Annotated in this window: 15 protein-coding genes; all 15 read right to left on the bottom strand. The window is 73.6% G+C overall.

Annotated features, from left to right (window positions below; genetic code table 11):
* Position 1: 1 nt before the first annotated feature.
* The 15 genes from ACWCHM_RS10650 to ACWCHM_RS10580 all read right to left on the bottom strand — a co-directional run bounded on the left by ACWCHM_RS10650 (position 2) and on the right by ACWCHM_RS10580 (position 14,587).
* Positions 2 to 970, bottom strand: a complete 969-nt coding sequence (locus tag ACWCHM_RS10650) for a thiamine pyrophosphate-dependent dehydrogenase E1 component subunit alpha (protein WP_204960618.1) — start codon at positions 968 to 970, stop codon at positions 2 to 4.
* Entirely contained in the window at positions 967 to 1,764 is a 798-nt protein-coding gene (locus ACWCHM_RS10645) for a DUF3050 domain-containing protein (RefSeq protein WP_204960617.1), read from the bottom strand. The genes ACWCHM_RS10650 and ACWCHM_RS10645 overlap by 4 nt, the downstream gene beginning before the upstream one ends.
* Before the next feature lie 2 nt (positions 1,765 to 1,766).
* A complete protein-coding gene (locus ACWCHM_RS10640; RefSeq protein WP_454222285.1) occupies positions 1,767 to 2,690 on the bottom strand; it encodes a phytanoyl-CoA dioxygenase family protein in 924 nt (307 codons plus the stop codon).
* Positions 2,687 to 3,796, bottom strand: coding sequence for a 4-hydroxyphenylpyruvate dioxygenase (gene hppD / locus ACWCHM_RS10635; protein WP_454222284.1), 1,110 nt, complete (start codon positions 3,794 to 3,796; stop codon positions 2,687 to 2,689). The genes ACWCHM_RS10640 and hppD overlap by 4 nt, the downstream gene beginning before the upstream one ends.
* Positions 3,797 to 3,866: 70 nt before the next feature.
* Positions 3,867 to 5,126, bottom strand: a complete 1,260-nt coding sequence (locus ACWCHM_RS10630; RefSeq protein WP_421488262.1) for a beta-ketoacyl-[acyl-carrier-protein] synthase family protein — start codon at positions 5,124 to 5,126, stop codon at positions 3,867 to 3,869.
* A complete protein-coding gene (locus ACWCHM_RS10625) occupies positions 5,123 to 6,739 on the bottom strand; it encodes a class I adenylate-forming enzyme family protein (protein WP_454222283.1) in 1,617 nt (538 codons plus the stop codon). The genes ACWCHM_RS10630 and ACWCHM_RS10625 overlap by 4 nt, the downstream gene beginning before the upstream one ends.
* Positions 6,736 to 7,263 (bottom strand): beta-ketoacyl synthase chain length factor, encoded by a 528-nt coding sequence (locus ACWCHM_RS10620; protein WP_454223058.1) that lies wholly within the window; start codon positions 7,261 to 7,263, stop codon positions 6,736 to 6,738. Before ACWCHM_RS10620 ends, ACWCHM_RS10625 begins: the two co-directional genes overlap by 4 nt.
* 26 nt (positions 7,264 to 7,289) lie before the next feature.
* A complete protein-coding gene (locus ACWCHM_RS10615) occupies positions 7,290 to 8,486 on the bottom strand; it encodes a beta-ketoacyl-[acyl-carrier-protein] synthase family protein (protein WP_204960611.1) in 1,197 nt (398 codons plus the stop codon).
* Complete coding sequence (locus ACWCHM_RS10610) at positions 8,479 to 8,724, bottom strand: hypothetical protein (RefSeq protein WP_088647750.1); 246 nt, start codon at positions 8,722 to 8,724, stop codon at positions 8,479 to 8,481. Before ACWCHM_RS10610 ends, ACWCHM_RS10615 begins: the two co-directional genes overlap by 8 nt.
* Entirely contained in the window at positions 8,724 to 8,990 is a 267-nt protein-coding gene (locus ACWCHM_RS10605) for an acyl carrier protein (RefSeq protein WP_281897133.1), read from the bottom strand. The genes ACWCHM_RS10610 and ACWCHM_RS10605 overlap by 1 nt, the downstream gene beginning before the upstream one ends.
* Positions 8,991 to 9,151: 161 nt before the next feature.
* Positions 9,152 to 10,543, bottom strand: coding sequence for a class I adenylate-forming enzyme family protein (locus ACWCHM_RS10600; protein ID WP_421490395.1), 1,392 nt, complete (start codon positions 10,541 to 10,543; stop codon positions 9,152 to 9,154).
* A 388-nt stretch (positions 10,544 to 10,931) separates the two neighbouring features.
* Positions 10,932 to 12,221, bottom strand: a complete 1,290-nt coding sequence (locus tag ACWCHM_RS10595; RefSeq protein WP_454222281.1) for a beta-ketoacyl synthase N-terminal-like domain-containing protein — start codon at positions 12,219 to 12,221, stop codon at positions 10,932 to 10,934.
* Positions 12,218 to 13,486: a beta-ketoacyl-[acyl-carrier-protein] synthase family protein gene (locus ACWCHM_RS10590; RefSeq protein ID WP_204960607.1), complete on the bottom strand. Its 1,269-nt coding sequence runs from the start codon at positions 13,484 to 13,486 to the stop codon at positions 12,218 to 12,220. The genes ACWCHM_RS10595 and ACWCHM_RS10590 overlap by 4 nt, the downstream gene beginning before the upstream one ends.
* Complete coding sequence (locus ACWCHM_RS10585; protein WP_088647536.1) at positions 13,483 to 13,887, bottom strand: cupin domain-containing protein; 405 nt, start codon at positions 13,885 to 13,887, stop codon at positions 13,483 to 13,485. Before ACWCHM_RS10585 ends, ACWCHM_RS10590 begins: the two co-directional genes overlap by 4 nt.
* Positions 13,880 to 14,587 (bottom strand): SRPBCC family protein, encoded by a 708-nt coding sequence (locus tag ACWCHM_RS10580; protein WP_281897126.1) that lies wholly within the window; start codon positions 14,585 to 14,587, stop codon positions 13,880 to 13,882. The genes ACWCHM_RS10585 and ACWCHM_RS10580 overlap by 8 nt, the downstream gene beginning before the upstream one ends.
* Positions 14,588 to 14,785 lie beyond the last annotated feature (198 nt).

Here is a 14,785-nt window from a genome sequence, read left to right as displayed (position 1 = left end):
CTCAGGAGCCTCCCCGGGCGGTCAGCCCACTGGCGTAGAGGTGGTCCAGCGCACCCGCCGGGTCCGGTTCGGGGCCGGCCAGGGCGAACGCGACGGCCGCGTCGAGGGTCGCCTCCACCTCGGCGTCGACCGCCTCCCGGTCGGCCGTCGACAACCGCTCCCCCTGGATCGTCACCGGGTCCCGGGAACGGCCGTCGGCCACCTCCTGCGGCGTGCGGTACTGCAGGCGTACCGCGTGTTCGAAGGTGTGGTGGGCGTCGAACCGGTAGGTACGGGCCTCGACCAGTTCCGGCCCGCCGCCGTCGCGCATCCGCGCGACGGCGGCGGCGGTGACCTGCCGGACCGCCTCCGGGTCCTGACCGTCGACGACGGTGGCCCGGATGCCGAACGCCTCGGCCCGACCGGTGATGGTGCCGGCGACCGCGCCGGCCACCGGCATGGTGGTGGCGTATCCGTTGTTCTCGCAGACCAGCAGGACCGGCACCCGCCAGAGCGCGGCCAGGTTGAACGCCTCCAGCAGCATCCCCTCGTTGACCGCGCCGTCGCCGAAGAAGCTCGCCCCGACCACCGCGTTGCCGCGCTGTCGGTGCGCCCACACCGCGCCGGTGAGGATCGCCGGGGACGCCCCGACGATCGCGTTGGCGCCGAGCACCCCGATGGACAGGTCCGCGGCGTGCATCGAGCCGCCCCGGCCCCGGTTCAGTCCGGTTTCCCGGCCGCACAGTTCGGCCATCATCCGGGCCGGGTCGGCACCCTTGGCGAGCACGTGACCGTGCCCACGGTGGGTGCCGGTGACCAGGTCCCCCGCGGCGAGCGCGGCGCACACGCCGGCGGCGATCCCCTCCTGACCGAGGTAGGGGTGAATGCCGCCGACGATGTGCCCGGAGCGGACCAGGGCGATGGCCCGCTCCTCGAACCGGCGGATCAGCCGTACGGTGCGGTAGAGCCGGGCCGGGTCGGCGTCGGTCACCTGTCGCGGCCCTCCTTGACGGCGGCGAGGATGTCGTCCCAGAGCTGGGCACGGGCGGTCAGCGCCAGGTTGACCGTGTCGGCGCACTCCTGCCACTTGGCGTCGTCGTCGCCGCACAGGTCGGCGAGCATCTGCATCGCCATCGGGGTGTGCTGCTCGCCGTCGACCTCGATGTGCCGCTCCAGGTAGTCGACGAAGGTGTGCAGCCGGTTGCTGCGCTCGTTGACCGCGACGACCTGGGTGAACATGTCGGGGATCAGGTCCTCCCGGCCGAATGCGAACGCGGCGGCCTGGCAGTGCACCGGAGTCGACTCGATGATCTTCCAGGTGGTGGCGGCGAAGGCCCGCGATGCCTCGGGCACCCCGGCCTCGACCAGCGCGTCGGTCACCGACGTGCCGCCGCGCAGCAGGTCGACCAGCCGGTCGACGGCGGTGGTGTCCGCGCCCGCCTCCCCCATCCCCCGCACGTACAGCTCGAAGTGGCTGATGTAACCCTCGCCGAGCTCGTCGCTCTCCTCGACCATGACGATGTCGTTGATCAGCCGCCGGCTGCCGGTGGGCCCGGTGGGGATCCACGGCACGGTCACGCAGGTGAGCTGCCGCTGCAACGACTTCAGCAGGGACATGAAGTCCCAGACCGCGAAGACGTGGTGCTCCATGAAGGTGACAAGCGACTCGTGGGTGTCCAGGTTGGCGTAGAGCGGGTGCTTGACCACCACGTCGCGGCGGTCGGTCACCGCCTTCTCCAACCGCTCGATGCCCGGATGTGTCTTACCCCAGTCGTACCGTGACATGTTCAGCCTCCCTGCTGGGCGCGTTCGCGCCAGATGACCGGGCAGTAGTCGGGGTCCGCGTAGTCCGGCCGGCCGGCGTGGGTGCGGCGGACCAGCACGTCGTGGTTGTACGCGGCGAGGCTGCCGTCGGAGAGCGGGAACTCCTGGTAGGCGTTGTCGCCGTCCTGAAGGTGCAGCGAGATCGCCCGGCGCGGGCGTCCGCTGACGTTGGCGCCGCTGCCGTGGTAGGTGCGGCAGTGGTGGAAACTCATGTGCCCCTTGGGGATCACCATCGGAATCTTGCGGATCTGCGCGCCGTTGTGCGCCGCGTTCTCGGCCAGCATCTCCTCCAGCTGGTCGCGGTCCCGCTCGGCGAAGTGCCGCACGACGGTGTCGTCCGCGCCGGTCTCCGACCACCGGTGCGAACCGTCGACCATGGTGATCGTGCCCATCTCCTCACCGCAGTCGTGGAACGGGATGAACGCGGTCAGCATCTTCTCCGACGACGACGACGACCAGTAGTGCTTGTCGAAGTGCCAGGGCACGATGTTCGACGGCTCACCCGAGATCGGCGGCTTGTAGATCAGCGTGGACTGGAAGACCCGGATCTCGTCGGCCTGGGCCAGCCGGGCGGCGACCGCGCCGATCAGCGGCTTGCGCAGGATCGCGGCGATCCCGTCGTGTTCGTAGTGGACGTAGTCGTTGTGCCGCTGCACCGGGCCCTTCGACGGGTCCCAGTAGGCGAGCTTCGGCGGGCGCACCGGCAGGGTGCGGTCCCGTTCGCCGTCGTAGTAGCGGTCGGTGGCCGCGGTCAGCGTGTCCACCTCGTCGTCGGTGAGCAGCTTCTTGGACAGGTACCAGCCGTGCTCGGCGTAGTGGCGCACGTCCTCGTCGGACGGGAGCAGCGCCTCCTCCTCGGCGGTCAACGTCGGATGTGTCGTGGTCATGCACCTGCTCCTCGTGCCGTGCCGGCCGCGACGGCGGGGGTCGCCCCCGCCACGGCCAGCTCCCGTTCCTTGGCCTCGTAGAGGGCCCTGATGTTGCCGCTGCCGAAGGTCCGCGCCCCGCGCCGCTCGATGAGTTCGAGGAAGAGGGTGCGCCGCACGTGCATCGACTCGGTGAAGATCTGCAACAGCTGTCCGCCGTGGTCGGCGTCGACCAGGATGCTGAGGTCCCGCAGCCGGTCCAGCGGCGCGTCGACCTTGCCGACCCGCTGCTCCAGGGTGTCGTAGTAGGCCGCCGGGGTGCCGGCGAAGCGCACCCCACGGGCCCCGAGCGCGCCGACCGCGCCGACGATGTCGTCGGTGCGCAGCCCCAGGTGCTGCACCCCGGCCCCATGGTGCTCGGTGAGGAACGCGTCGATCTGGCCGGGACGCCGTCCGGCGTCCGGTTCCAGCAGCACCAGGGTGACCCGCCCGGAGGCGTCCTGCACCACCTTGGAGTTCATCGCCTGACCGGCGACCTCGATGTGCTCCTCGAAGATCTGCGCGAACCCGAAGACCCGCTCGTAGTGCGCGACGGTGTCGTCGAGCTGGCCGGGCGGCACGCACACCGCCAGGTGGTCGATCTCGGCGAGCAGCCGCTCGTCGGTCCCGCCGGCCGGGGTCGCCTCGATCGCGCCGGGCAGGAAGTCGGCCCGGTCGCCCCGGCGTTCCACCAGCCGGTGCAGCACGTCACCGAAGCCGCCCACCTCGGCGGTCACCACCTCGGCGTCCGCGCCGGTCCAGGTGCGCGGCGGGGTCACCGGCGTCGCACCTCGGGCCACCAGCTCCGCGTACGCCCCGGCGGCGTCGCCGACCTCCACCGCCACCACCGCGATCCCGTCACCGTGCCTGGTGACGTACCCCGAGGCGGGATGGTCGGCGGCCAGGCCGGTGGTCAGCACCATCCGGATGTCGGCCTGCCCCAGCAGCAGGGACCGCTGCCCGACCAGCCCGGTCTCCGGCCCGCCCTGCCCGAGCAGGGTGAAACCGACGGCGGTACCGAAGTAGAAGGCCGCCTGTCGGGCGTCTCCCACGTACAGTTCGATGTGATCTATTCCGCGAATGTCCATCTCTCCAGCCCTTCCCCATGTCCCCCCGTGACTGCCGTCCGGGCACGTGCGGCCCGGGTCGCAGCGTCGATCACCTCCCCGGCTCGGCAGGCCGGGCGCCAGCCCCGGTGGTACGCCGCAGCAGCAGGCTCACGTTCTGCCCGCCGAATCCGAAGGAGTTGGTGAGCGCGAATTCGGCCCGGCTCGCCCGGGGCACGTCGCGGACGTGGTCCGCCGGGCAGTCCGGGTCCGGGTCGTCCAGGTGGTACGTCGGCGGCAGCAGGCCGGCACGCAGCGCCAACGCGCAGGCCGCCGTCTCCACCACCCCGGACGCGCCCAGCAGGTGCCCGGTGAGCGCCTTGGTGGAGCTGACCGGCACCCCGCCGACGCCGAAGACCTTGCCCAGCGCGGTGCTCTCGGCGATGTCCCCGAGCTTGGTGCCGGTGCCGTGGGCGTTGACGTAGCCGACCTCGGCCGGTGGGACGTCGGCCCGGGCCAGGGCGGCGCGCATGCAGTCGGCCGCACCCTCGCCGTCGGGCCGGGGCATCGTCGGGTGGTGCGCGTCGGTGGTGCTGCCGTAGCCGGCCACTTCCGCGTACGTGCGGGCGCCCCGGGCGGCGGCGTGGGCGGCCCGTTCCAGCACCAGCAGGGCGGCCCCCTCGGCGAGCACGAACCCGTTGCGTCGCCTGTCGAACGGACGGCTCGCCTCGGTCGGGTCGGCGAAGCCCCGGGCGAGCGCGCGGGCGTTGCCGAAGGTGTCGGCGAAGGTCGGGAAGAGCGGCGCCTCGCTGGCCCCGCAGAGCACCACGTCGGCCTCGCCGGCCCGGATCAGCCGGGCCGCGTCGGCGACCGCCTGGGCTCCGGAGGCACAGGCGGTGCCGACCGAGGAGCTGTAGCCGCGGATGCCGTGGGCGATGGCGATCCGCGCCGAGGCCATGTTGGGCAGGATGCCGGTCAGCAGGTACGGGCTGACCGCCGCCCGGCCGCGTTCGGTGCGGGCGATCACCTGCTGTTCCAGGGTGGACATGCCACCGACCCCGCCGACGATGACGCCGATCCGCGCCGGATCGACGTCCCGGCCCACCTCGATGCCCGCGTCGGCGAGCGCGTCGGCGGCGGTGAGCAGGGCGAACAGCACCACCCGGTCGAGCACCTTGGTCTCCGGGCCGGTGGCGACCGTACGCGGGTCGATCGGCGGGAGCACCCCGGCGACCTCCAGCGACTCCCGGGCCGGGTGTCCCTCGGGCGGTCGGCTCAACCCGGACCGGCCGGTGGTCAACGCGGCGAAGGTGTCCTCCACCCCCCGCCCGACCGGGCTGAACAGGCCCATGCCGGTGATGACGACGGTCATGACGACGACTCGGCGAGGAAGCGTTCCCGCAGCGCCACCTTGCGGACCTTGCCGGTGACGGTGACCGGGATGTCGTCGGCGCTCACCGGCACCACCCGACGCAGGGTCGCCCCCACGTCCGCCCCGAGGGCGGCCCGGATCGTGTCGGTTCGGTCGACCGTCGGGTCCGCTCCGGCGGCCAGTTCCAGCAGCACGTCGGTGGTGACCGTGTCACCGTCGGCGACGATCAGCACGGTGCAGTCGGTGACGTCGGGGCAGGCGGCGAGGACGCGCTCCTCGGACAGCGCGGTGAAGTAGCGCCGCCCGTCGGGCAGCGTCACCGAGTCGACCGCCCGGTCCAGGTGGTAGTAGCGGCCGTCGGCGTCGGCGTGGACCAGGTCACCGGTGAGGTACCAGCCGCGCAGCCGGAACCGGTAGCTGGTGACCGAGTCGTTCCAGTAGCCCCGGAACAGCGACGGCGAGTCGATGCCGAGGAAACCCACCTGGCCGGGGGGCAGCTCGTTGCCCTCGGCGTCGAGGACGGCCACCTTCGCGAACCGGTAGGGCCGGCCCACGCAGCGGCCGTACCTGTCGGTGTCGGTGGTGTGCGTGATGTGGAACATCGAGTGGCCCATCTCGCTGGAGCCGAGGCCGTCGATGAACATCGAACCGGGGACGCGGGTGACGCCCTGCCGGGTGACCACGTCGCGGGAGCCGACCGCCACGAGTCGGCGGACGTGCGGCTCGTGCGAGCAGTCGCCGGTGTTGAACCACAGCCGCACCGAGTCCAGGTCGTACCCGCTGAGGTCGAAGCGGGCCAGCTCGGCCCAGGTCATCGAGAAGCCGAAGACCCCGTCGGGCCGCCACTGCTGGATGGCGTCGAGGACCCGTTCGCCGCCCTGCTCGGACAGCAGGAACATCTCCGCCCGGTTGCCCAGCGCCTGGTTGACCATCAGCACGGTCGCGGTGTGCGGGGCGGGCAGCGCGTTGAGGATGCGGCGGGTGCCCTGCGCCTGCGGCATGGACAGCAGGTGCCGGGTGGCGGCGAAGAGGCTGGCGTGCGAGTGCAGCACCGCCTTGGGCACCCCGGTGGTGCCTGACGTGTGGGTGATGACGATCGGGTCGTCGGGGTGGTGCCGGTAGTCGGCCGGGGCCTGCGCCGGGTCGCCGGCGCCGGCCCCCTGCGGGGTGCCCAGCAGCGGCACGCCCAGGTCGTGCCCGGCCAGCAACTCGGTGTGCGCGGCGTCGGCGAGCACCCCGGCACCGCGCAGCCGACGGATGTACTCGGCGGCGATCTCGGAGCGCAGCTTGCCGTTCATCAGCGCGGGGATCGCGCCGATCCGGGTCAGCGCCAGGAAGCTCAGCACCATGTCGGCGGCGGCGGTGGCCCAGACGGCCACCGGGTCGCGGGGCCGCACCCCCCGGTCGTGCAGCCACGCCGCCCGCGCGGCGACCCGCTCGTCGAGCTGGCCCAGGGTGAGCGGCTGCCCGGCGGGGTGCCCGTCGACCGGGGTGTCGAAGGTCAGCCCCGGCCCCTGCGGGTCCGCGCCGTGGGCCAGCACCCGGGCCAGCACGTTCCCCGCGCCGAGCTGCGGATCGGCGGCGAGCACCCCCCGCAGTCCCTTCGTCCTCATTGACTGTCTCCTCCCCCCAGCAGCACCGCGACCGCACCGGTGGGCGTCGCGTCGGGTGCCTCGTCGATCAGGACCAGCAACGCCTCGTCGGCGTCGCCGTCGTACAGCAGCAGTTCCCCCTCGGCGGTGGCGTCGGCCCGTGGGTCGCCGGTCGGGCTCAGGCACACCACCGGCCCGGTCAGCCCGAAGCGGGCGGCGACCTGCCCGGCGACGCTGTTGGGCACCGACTGGAAGAAGAACAGTGGACCGACCCGCCCCCCGGCGGCGACGGTCGACCGGACGTGCGTGGCGCTGGGCCGGTCACCGGCGGCGCTGACCAGCACCACCGCGCACCGGGTGCCGGTCGCCGCCGGGCCCCCCGGCCGGCGGTCCAGGCAGCGCCCGGCCACCGCGGCGACCAGCGGCGCGAACGGCGAGTGCAGGAACCCGGGCAGCGGCGGTGGCGGCCCGTCGCCCGGTTCCGGCCAGCGCGCCTGCGCCAGCACCCGCGGTGCGCCGTGACCGGCCGGACGGCCCGGGACGATCCCGGGTCCCGGGCCGCGCGTGCCGGTCACGGCGCACCCACCAGCAGGGCGGTGTTCGCGCCGCCGAAGGCGGCGTTGAGGCTGAGCGCGTACCGGCTGGTCACCGGGCGGGGCGCGGCGGTGACCACGTCCAGCGGGCAGGCCGGGTCGGGGCCGAGCCAGCCGGCGTTGACCGGCAGCTTCCCGTGCCCCAGCGCCGCCACGGTGACCACCAGTTCGAGCAGGCCGGACGCCTCCAGCGCGTGCCCGTGCAGCGCCTTGGTGGAGCTGACCGGCACCTGCCCGGCCCGCTCGCCCAGGGCCAGCCGCAGCGCCGCGGCCTCGGAGGCGTCGCTGAACCCGGTGCCGGTGGCGTTGGCGTTGACGTAGCCGACCGCCCCGGCGGGCAGGCCGGCGCGGCCCAGCGCCGCGCCGATCGCCCGGGCCAGCCCGCCCCCCTGCGGATCGGGTTGGCAGGGGTGGTGGGCGTCGCCGGCCCGGCCCCACCCGGCCAGCGTCGCCACCGGCGTCGCGCCCCGGTCGTGCAGCGTGGCCGCGGACTCCAGCACCACCGCGGCCACCCCGTCGCCGAGCAGCAGGCCCTGCCGTCCGATGCTGAACGGGCGGACCGCCCCGTCGGCGGCGAGCGCCCGGCCGGCGTCGAAGAGCGCGAACTGGTCCGGTTCCACCAGGTAGCCGGCGGCCACCACGACCCGGTCGGTGTCCCCCCGGCGGATCATGGCGGCGGCGTCGGCGACCGCGTTGCTGGCCGAGACGCAGGCGGTGGTGTAGACCCGGGTCGGTCCGCCGAGCCCGCAGCGCCGGGCCAACCGGCCGGCCAGGGTGGGCAGTTCCGGCCAGGCCGGGCCGTCGCCGTCGCGCTCGCCGCCGGCCCACCACGGGTCGTCGGTGTCGGCGACCGGCCTGTCGTCGGCGTACGGGCCGGGCAGGGTCGCCGGCCCGCCGTGGGTGGCCAGCAGCAGCGCGGACGCCCGACGCTGCGCCTGGTCGAGCCCGGCCGCGTGGCAGGCGGCGTCGACCGCGTCGGCCAGTTCCTGCGGCAGGGTCGCCACGTCGGGGCGGGTGGCCGCGACGGCCACCCGGCGGCCGGTGGTGTCGAACCGGCGGACCGGTCGGAACGCCGGCACCCCGGACAGGACCCCGGCCAGCAGGGCGTCCACGCCCCTGCCGAAGGCGCTGACCGCGTGGGTGGCGGAGATCGTGACGGTGCCCCGGTCAACCATCAGCGGAGGCGGTCAGGCAGGTGTGGAAAACGGCCAGGGCGTCGTCGAGGGTGCGGATGCCGGCGAGCTGGTCGTCGGTGAGGTCCATCCGGGTGTCGTAGCGCTGTTCGACGAGGTGCACCAGCCAGGCCAGTTCCATCGAGCCGACCCGGTGCGGTACCTGGTCGACGGGTTTGCCGGTCAGTTCGGCGAGCATGCTCACCAGGTCAGCTCGCCCCAGGTCGGGCTGACCGGACATCAGCGGTTGTCGGTGGTCGCCCCGGCGACCCGGTCGGCGACCATGGTGGTGAACTCCCCCACCGTCATCAGGGCCAGCTTCTCCGAGTCGTCGTCGGCGAACCGCAGCCCGTAGCGGTCCTCCACCCGGACGGACAGGTCGGACAGGGCGAGCGACTCCAGGTCCACCCCGGACGGGCCGAGGGTGGTGTCGTCGTCGATCCCGTCGACGTCGTAGTTCATGTCCTGGAGCTGCTCGATGACGAAGGTGCGGACCTCGTCTCGCATGACGGTTACCTCTCTCGATGGGCGGGTCGCCGGGGCCCGGTCGGGGCACCGTGCGGGGGTGGTTCGGGCGTGCCACCGACGGTCGGCCGGTGGGGACGCGGTGGGGACGCCCCGGCGACGGTCCACGGGGGCCGTCCGGGTGGCGGGGTGCAGCGGACCGGTCACGGCACCGCCGTCCGCAGCACGTCCAGTGAGCGGACCAGTTTGCCGGTGGTGGTACGCGGCAGCTGCGCCACCAGGTGCAGGGTGCGGGGCCGCTTGTAGCCGGCCAGCCGCTCCGCGAGGAGCTTGTCCAGCTCCTCCTCGGACAGTGGGCCGTCGGGCTGCACGTACGCGGTGATCCCGTCGTCGTAGGCGACCACCGCGGCGGCCACCCCGGGCAGGCCGGTGAGGGTGGCCTCGACCTCGGTGAGGTCGACCTTGAGACCCCCCACGGAGACCTGCGAGTCGAGCCGCCCCCGCACGGTGACCAGGCCGGTGTCCGGGTCGACGGTGCCGGCATCGCGGGTGCGCAGCCAGCCGTCGGCCCAGCGGCTCGGGTCGCTGAGCCCGACGTACGGCGAGGCGGGGCAGCTGATCAGCAGCTCACCGTCGGACTCGCGGACCTCGATGCCGGGGGCGGGGGCGATGGCGGGCCGGTGGCTGCCGTGCAGGTCGGTGCCGATGACGCCGACCTCGGTCATCCCGTACATGTTGCCCAGGGGCACGCCGTGCCGGTCGGTGAACGCCTGCACGACGGCCGGCGGGACCAGTTCCCCGCCGGTGGTCATCCGCCTGAACTGGGGCAGCGGCCCGTCCGGGCGGGTGAAGGCGAGCAGACCGATGTGGAACGGCACGCCGAGCACGGTGGCCGGGGTGTCCTGGGCGGCGATCGCGGCCAGCACGGCGTCGCCGCTGAGCCGTTGCGGCGGGACCAGCTCGACGTGGGCGTGCAGGCCGTAGAGCAGGCCACCGACCAGGCCGAGCACGTGCACCATGGACGGTAGCAGGATGATCCGTTCGCCGGGCAGCGCGACCCCGTCGATGCGGGTGTAGCGGTGCACCTCGGCGACCAGGTCGGCGGCGGTGCGTCCGATCACCTTGGACGGTCCGGTCGAGCCGGAGCTGAGCTGGATCACGGCGTGTCCGCTGACCGCCTGACGGTCGGCGTATCCGGTGACGCTCTCGGTGACGTCGAGGAAGACCTTCAGCGCGCCAGGACCGGTACGGGCCGGCGCGACGACCACCTGCGGGGTGAGCCGGCGCAGCGCCTGGTCGACCTCGTGGTCGGTGAGCCGGTGGTCGAGCAGCACTGCCTGGCCGCCGCTGCGCCAGGTCGCCAGCAGGTTGACCACATAGGACACCGACGGTGGCAGGCGCAGTGCGACGGCCCCGCCGGGGCGCAGTCCCGCGTCGCGCAGCCGGTCCTGTGCCGCGACGACCAGGCGGTGCAGGGTGCCCCGGTCCACCGGCTCGGGCAGCCGGAGACAAATGTCGGTTGGAGGGCCGGCGAACAACACGTCGTCCACCCAACCGGGGTCTAGCGCCGCAGGATCTTCCGTCGGGCGATACATGGTCACCGCCGGCCACCGTCCAGCATAGAATGGGGCGAAAGCGCCCAAAGATGATGCCTCTTGTCGTGCTCACGGCACCCTACGACAGCCCGGAAGAGCATTACTAGGTGCGAATGGCTAGATCATAAAAGGCGGCCGGCCGGATTGCCGCCGCTCGATCGGCCGGGCAGGATCGGGCGCGTACGCCGGCCCGCGACACCACCGGCGGCCTCGCCGTGCCCGACGCTCCGGCCGGCATCCGACCGACCCGACGGCACCCCCTGGTCAGCACCGGTCACCGTGGACCGTCGACGACCCGGCGCAGTGTCCACGCCGGACCCGGACAGGGGTGTGCCCGGCAGGCGGACTTCCGCCGGCCGGGCACACCCTCAGGCGCCACGCACAGTGATCAGTCGGTCGCGCTCCTCGGCGTCGGCGCGACGCCCCGGAGCACCAGGGCGCTGTTGAAGCCGTCGAAGCCGCGCGCGCAGACCAGCGCCACCCGACGCTCGGGCCGGCGCGGGGCACGCAGGAAACCCAACTCGCAGCCCGGAGCCGGATCGACCGGACCGGCCGAGGCGGGCAGCATGTCGTGGTGGAAGGCGAGCAGCGCGGTCGCCACGTCCAGGGCCGACCCACCCTGGTGGGCCCGGCCGGTCAACGACTTGTGCGTGCTCACCGGCGGCGGCCGGTCAGCGAAGACCGTCCGCAGCGCCGTCGCCTCGCTGCGGTCGTAGCGGGGCACCCCGAGCGCGTCGGGCACGACCAGGTCCACCTCGTCGGGCGGGCTGCCGGCCCGGTCCAGCGCCAGCCGCATCGCCCGCGCGTACGCCGTCGGGTCGCCTGCGGTGTCCGGGCCGGTGTGCACCGCGTCGTGGGTGGCCGCCCAACCGGTCACCTCCCCGTAGATCCGGGCACCCCGGGCCAGCGCGTGCCCCCGCTCCTCCACCACGAAGACCGCACCCCCCTCGGCGGGCACGTACCCGCCGGCCGCCCGGTCGAACGGCAGGTACGCCGCCGCCGGCTCGTCGACGGCACTGAGCAGCCCGGAACGCAGCTGGCAGGCCAGCGCGTACGGGCTCAGCGGGCACTCGGTCGCCCCGGCGACCACCACCGACGTGCCCCGCCTGATGGTGCGCACCGCGTGCGCCAGGCTGTCCAGCCCACCGGCCGCCTCGGCGACCAGCACCCCCGACGGCCCCTTGAACTGGTGGTGGATGGACAACTGCCCGACGCTGGCCGCATAGAACCAGGCGATCGACTGGTACGCCCCGACGGTGCGGCTCGGCCCGCCCCAGAGCCGTTGCAGCTCCCGCTGGCCGAACAGGTTCCCCCCCGACGAACTGGCCAGGGTGACCGCCCAGGCGTACGGGTCCGGGGCGCGGGCGGGCAACCCGGCGTCGGCGAGCGCCAACGCCGTCGCGGCGAAGCCGAGCTGGGTCCACCTGTCGGTCTGCACGAGCTGCCGGGTGTCGACGTACGCGGCCGGCTGGAAGCCGGGCACCTCGCCACCGACCCGGGTGGGATAGCCGGTCGGGTCGAACAGGGTGATCGGCCCGGTCCGTCGGACCCCCGAGGTCACCGTCCGCCAGTGCGCGTCGACGCCGATGCCGCTGGGCGCGACCACCCCGATCCCGGTCACCACCGCCCGCGCCCGCTCCCCGGGGGCCGGGGTGACGGCGGGGGCGGGGAGCGTCACCGCGCCACCGCCAGCCGGCGGAACAGCATCGCGGACTGGAAACCCCCGAACCCGCTGCCCACCGACAGGGCCACGTCGACCGGGGTCTCCCGGGCCACGTTCGGCACGTAGTCCAGGTCGCACTCCGGGTCCCGGGTGGTCCAGTTGGCCGTCGGCGGCACCACCCCGTACTCGATGGCCAGGGCGCAGGCGGCCATCTCGATGGCGCCGATCGCGCCCAGCGAGTGCCCGACCATCGACTTGATCGAACTCACCGGCACCTGGTACGCCGTAGGGCCCAGCGCCCGCTTGAACGCCGCCGTCTCGTGCCTGTCGTTCTGCCGGGTGCCGGAGCCGTGCGCGCTGACGTAGGAGACCGCCGACGGGTCCAGCCGGGCCTCCCGTAGCGCCGCCGCGATGGCCAGCCCCATCTCCACCCCGTCGGGCCGCAACCCGGTCATGTGGAAACCGTTGCTGCGCCCGGCGTAGCCGGCCACCTCGCAGTAGACGTGCGCGCCGCGCCGCCGGGCGTGCTCCCACTCCTCCAGCACCAGCACCGCGGCCCCCTCGGCGAGCACGAAACCCTGCCGGTGGGCGTCGAACGGGCGGCTGGCGTGCCCCGGGTCGTCGTTGTCCGGGCTGGTCGCCCGGATCGCGTCGAACGAGGCCACGGTGACCGGGGAGATCGGCGAGTCCGCCGCGCCGGCCAGCACGATGTCCGCCTCCCCGTCGACGACGAGCTGGTGGGCGTACCCGATGGCGTCGATGCCCGAGGTGCAGCCGGTGGAGACCACCTGCGCCGGGCCGTGCAGCCCGTGCCGGCAGGCCACGTCGGCGGCGAGGCTGCTCGGCACCAACGCCTGGTAGAGGTACGGCCCACCGAGGGCGTGGTCGACCAGCCAGTGCCGGCCGGCGTCGCTGACCCGGACGTACTCCTGCTCCAGCGCGGTGGTGCCGCCGACGGCGGTGCCCAGCACCACCCCGGCGACGTCCCGCTCGGCGTCGGTCAACTCCAGGCCGCTGTCGGCCAGCGCCTCCGCCGCGCAGGCCAGGGCGAACTGCACGTACCGGTCGGAGCGTTGCCGCTGCGCCGGGGTCAACCCGGCGGCGTCCGGGTCGAAGTCACACTCGGCGGCGATCTGCGACCGGTACGGCGACGGGTCGAAGAAGCTGATCCGCCTGGTGGCCGTCCGCCCCTCGGTGAGGGTCTTCCAGAACCGGTCCCGGGTCACCCCGCCCGGGGCGACCACCCCGACCCCGGTCACCACGGCACGCCGCCCGGTCACGACGGACCCCGCTGCTCCACCAGTTCGGTGTCGACGTGGCCGAGTTCCGGGCGGGGGGCGAGCGGGCCGAGGTGGAACACCACCTCGGCGGGGGCGTCACCGGTGTTGCGCAACCGGTGCCGCACGTTACGCGGCACGAACAGCGCCTCCCCGGCGGCCAGCGGCACCGGCTCGTCGTCCAGGTCCACGGTGATCGCGCCGCGCACCAGGTACAGGAACTCCTCGCTGTACGGGTGGTAGTGCTCGGCCACCCGGTCGCCGGGGGCCACCGTCACCACCCCCATGAACCCCGAGGTGCTGCCGACGGTACGCGGGCCGAGCAGCACCCGCAGCTCCCCGCCGCGTCGCCGGTCGGCCGGTACGTCCCGGGCAGCGACCAGACCGGTGGTGACCTCACTCATCGCCGCCTCCCGCGTACGCCCGCTCGATCCGTTCCTTGATCACGGCCAGTTGCACCCGGCTGTTGGTGTTGATCCGCTCGGTCATCGCCACGTCGTCCACCGGCGCGGTCGGCTTCATCGCGAAGTCCTGCACCCAGGTCATCCGGGTGCCCGCCGGTTCCGTGTCGTAGTACCAGTGGATGCGCATGTACTCGAACGGTCCGGTCTCCACCCGCCGGGCCCGCACCTGCCAGGTCGCCGGGTCGGCGGTACGTTCGCTGACCCAGCTCCACGCGATGCCGTTCTCGTCGGGGTGCATGGTCAGCCGGAACCGGACCGTGTCCCCCTCCCGGTGCAGGATCTCCACCACCGCGTACTCGGTGAACAGGTCCGTCCAGCGGGCCACGTCGTTGGTGATCTCCCAGACCAGCGCCAACGGGGCGGCGATGAGGATGCTGTTCTCGGTGTGCCCGGCCGGTCCGGCGTCAGCCACCAGGTCGGCGACGCCGGCGATGCTCAGCTGCCCGGCCTGTTCGGGGATGCGTACCCGCCAGCGGTCGGCGACCACGGCGGACAGTTCCAGCAACGCCAGCGAGTCCATGCCCAGCTCCTCCAGGCTGGCGGCGGGCGCGCGGGCAGCGGCGTCGGCGTCGAGACCGCAGCGGGTCACCAGGATCTCGGTGATCTCGCTGGTCAGCGGTCGGCCGTGGGTGACGGTCATCTCGGGTCCTCCTCCACCGGGCGACTCACCCCGGTAGCCGCCACCCTGCGGCCGGACCCGTCACCCCGGCGTCACCCAGCGGCCCCCGACACCTCCGCACGATGGTGACGGTGCGTTGACGCATGCTGTGTACCGGCTATGCGCGAGCTGTCCATTGTGATGGAGGTTCGCAGATCAGGGGCAATGCGACCCGGTCAC

Source organism: Micromonospora sp. SCSIO 07396, from assembly GCF_053667945.1.
The sequence above is the reverse complement of the archived record's forward strand: the minus strand, read 5'-3'. Positions and strand labels throughout refer to the sequence as shown.

What these genes read in the sequence shown, in the direction of transcription:
- ACWCHM_RS10645 (WP_204960617.1), bottom strand. Translation starts at nt 1,764, where the DNA reads ATGTCACGGTACGACTGGGGTAAGACACATCCGGGCATCGAGCGGTTG.
- ACWCHM_RS10640 (WP_454222285.1), bottom strand. Translation starts at nt 2,690, where the DNA reads ATGACCACGACACATCCGACGTTGACCGCCGAGGAGGAGGCGCTGCTC.
- hppD (WP_454222284.1), bottom strand. Translation starts at nt 3,796, where the DNA reads ATGGACATTCGCGGAATAGATCACATCGAACTGTACGTGGGAGACGCC.
- ACWCHM_RS10630 (WP_421488262.1), bottom strand. Translation starts at nt 5,126, where the DNA reads ATGACCGTCGTCATCACCGGCATGGGCCTGTTCAGCCCGGTCGGGCGG.
- ACWCHM_RS10625 (WP_454222283.1), bottom strand. Translation starts at nt 6,739, where the DNA reads ATGAGGACGAAGGGACTGCGGGGGGTGCTCGCCGCCGATCCGCAGCTC.
- ACWCHM_RS10615 (WP_204960611.1), bottom strand. Translation starts at nt 8,486, where the DNA reads ATGGTTGACCGGGGCACCGTCACGATCTCCGCCACCCACGCGGTCAGC.
- ACWCHM_RS10610 (WP_088647750.1), bottom strand. Translation starts at nt 8,724, where the DNA reads ATGTCCGGTCAGCCCGACCTGGGGCGAGCTGACCTGGTGAGCATGCTC.
- ACWCHM_RS10605 (WP_281897133.1), bottom strand. Translation starts at nt 8,990, where the DNA reads ATGCGAGACGAGGTCCGCACCTTCGTCATCGAGCAGCTCCAGGACATG.
- ACWCHM_RS10600 (WP_421490395.1), bottom strand. Translation starts at nt 10,543, where the DNA reads ATGTATCGCCCGACGGAAGATCCTGCGGCGCTAGACCCCGGTTGGGTG.
- ACWCHM_RS10585 (WP_088647536.1), bottom strand. Translation starts at nt 13,887, where the DNA reads ATGAGTGAGGTCACCACCGGTCTGGTCGCTGCCCGGGACGTACCGGCC.
- ACWCHM_RS10580 (WP_281897126.1), bottom strand. Translation starts at nt 14,587, where the DNA reads ATGACCGTCACCCACGGCCGACCGCTGACCAGCGAGATCACCGAGATC.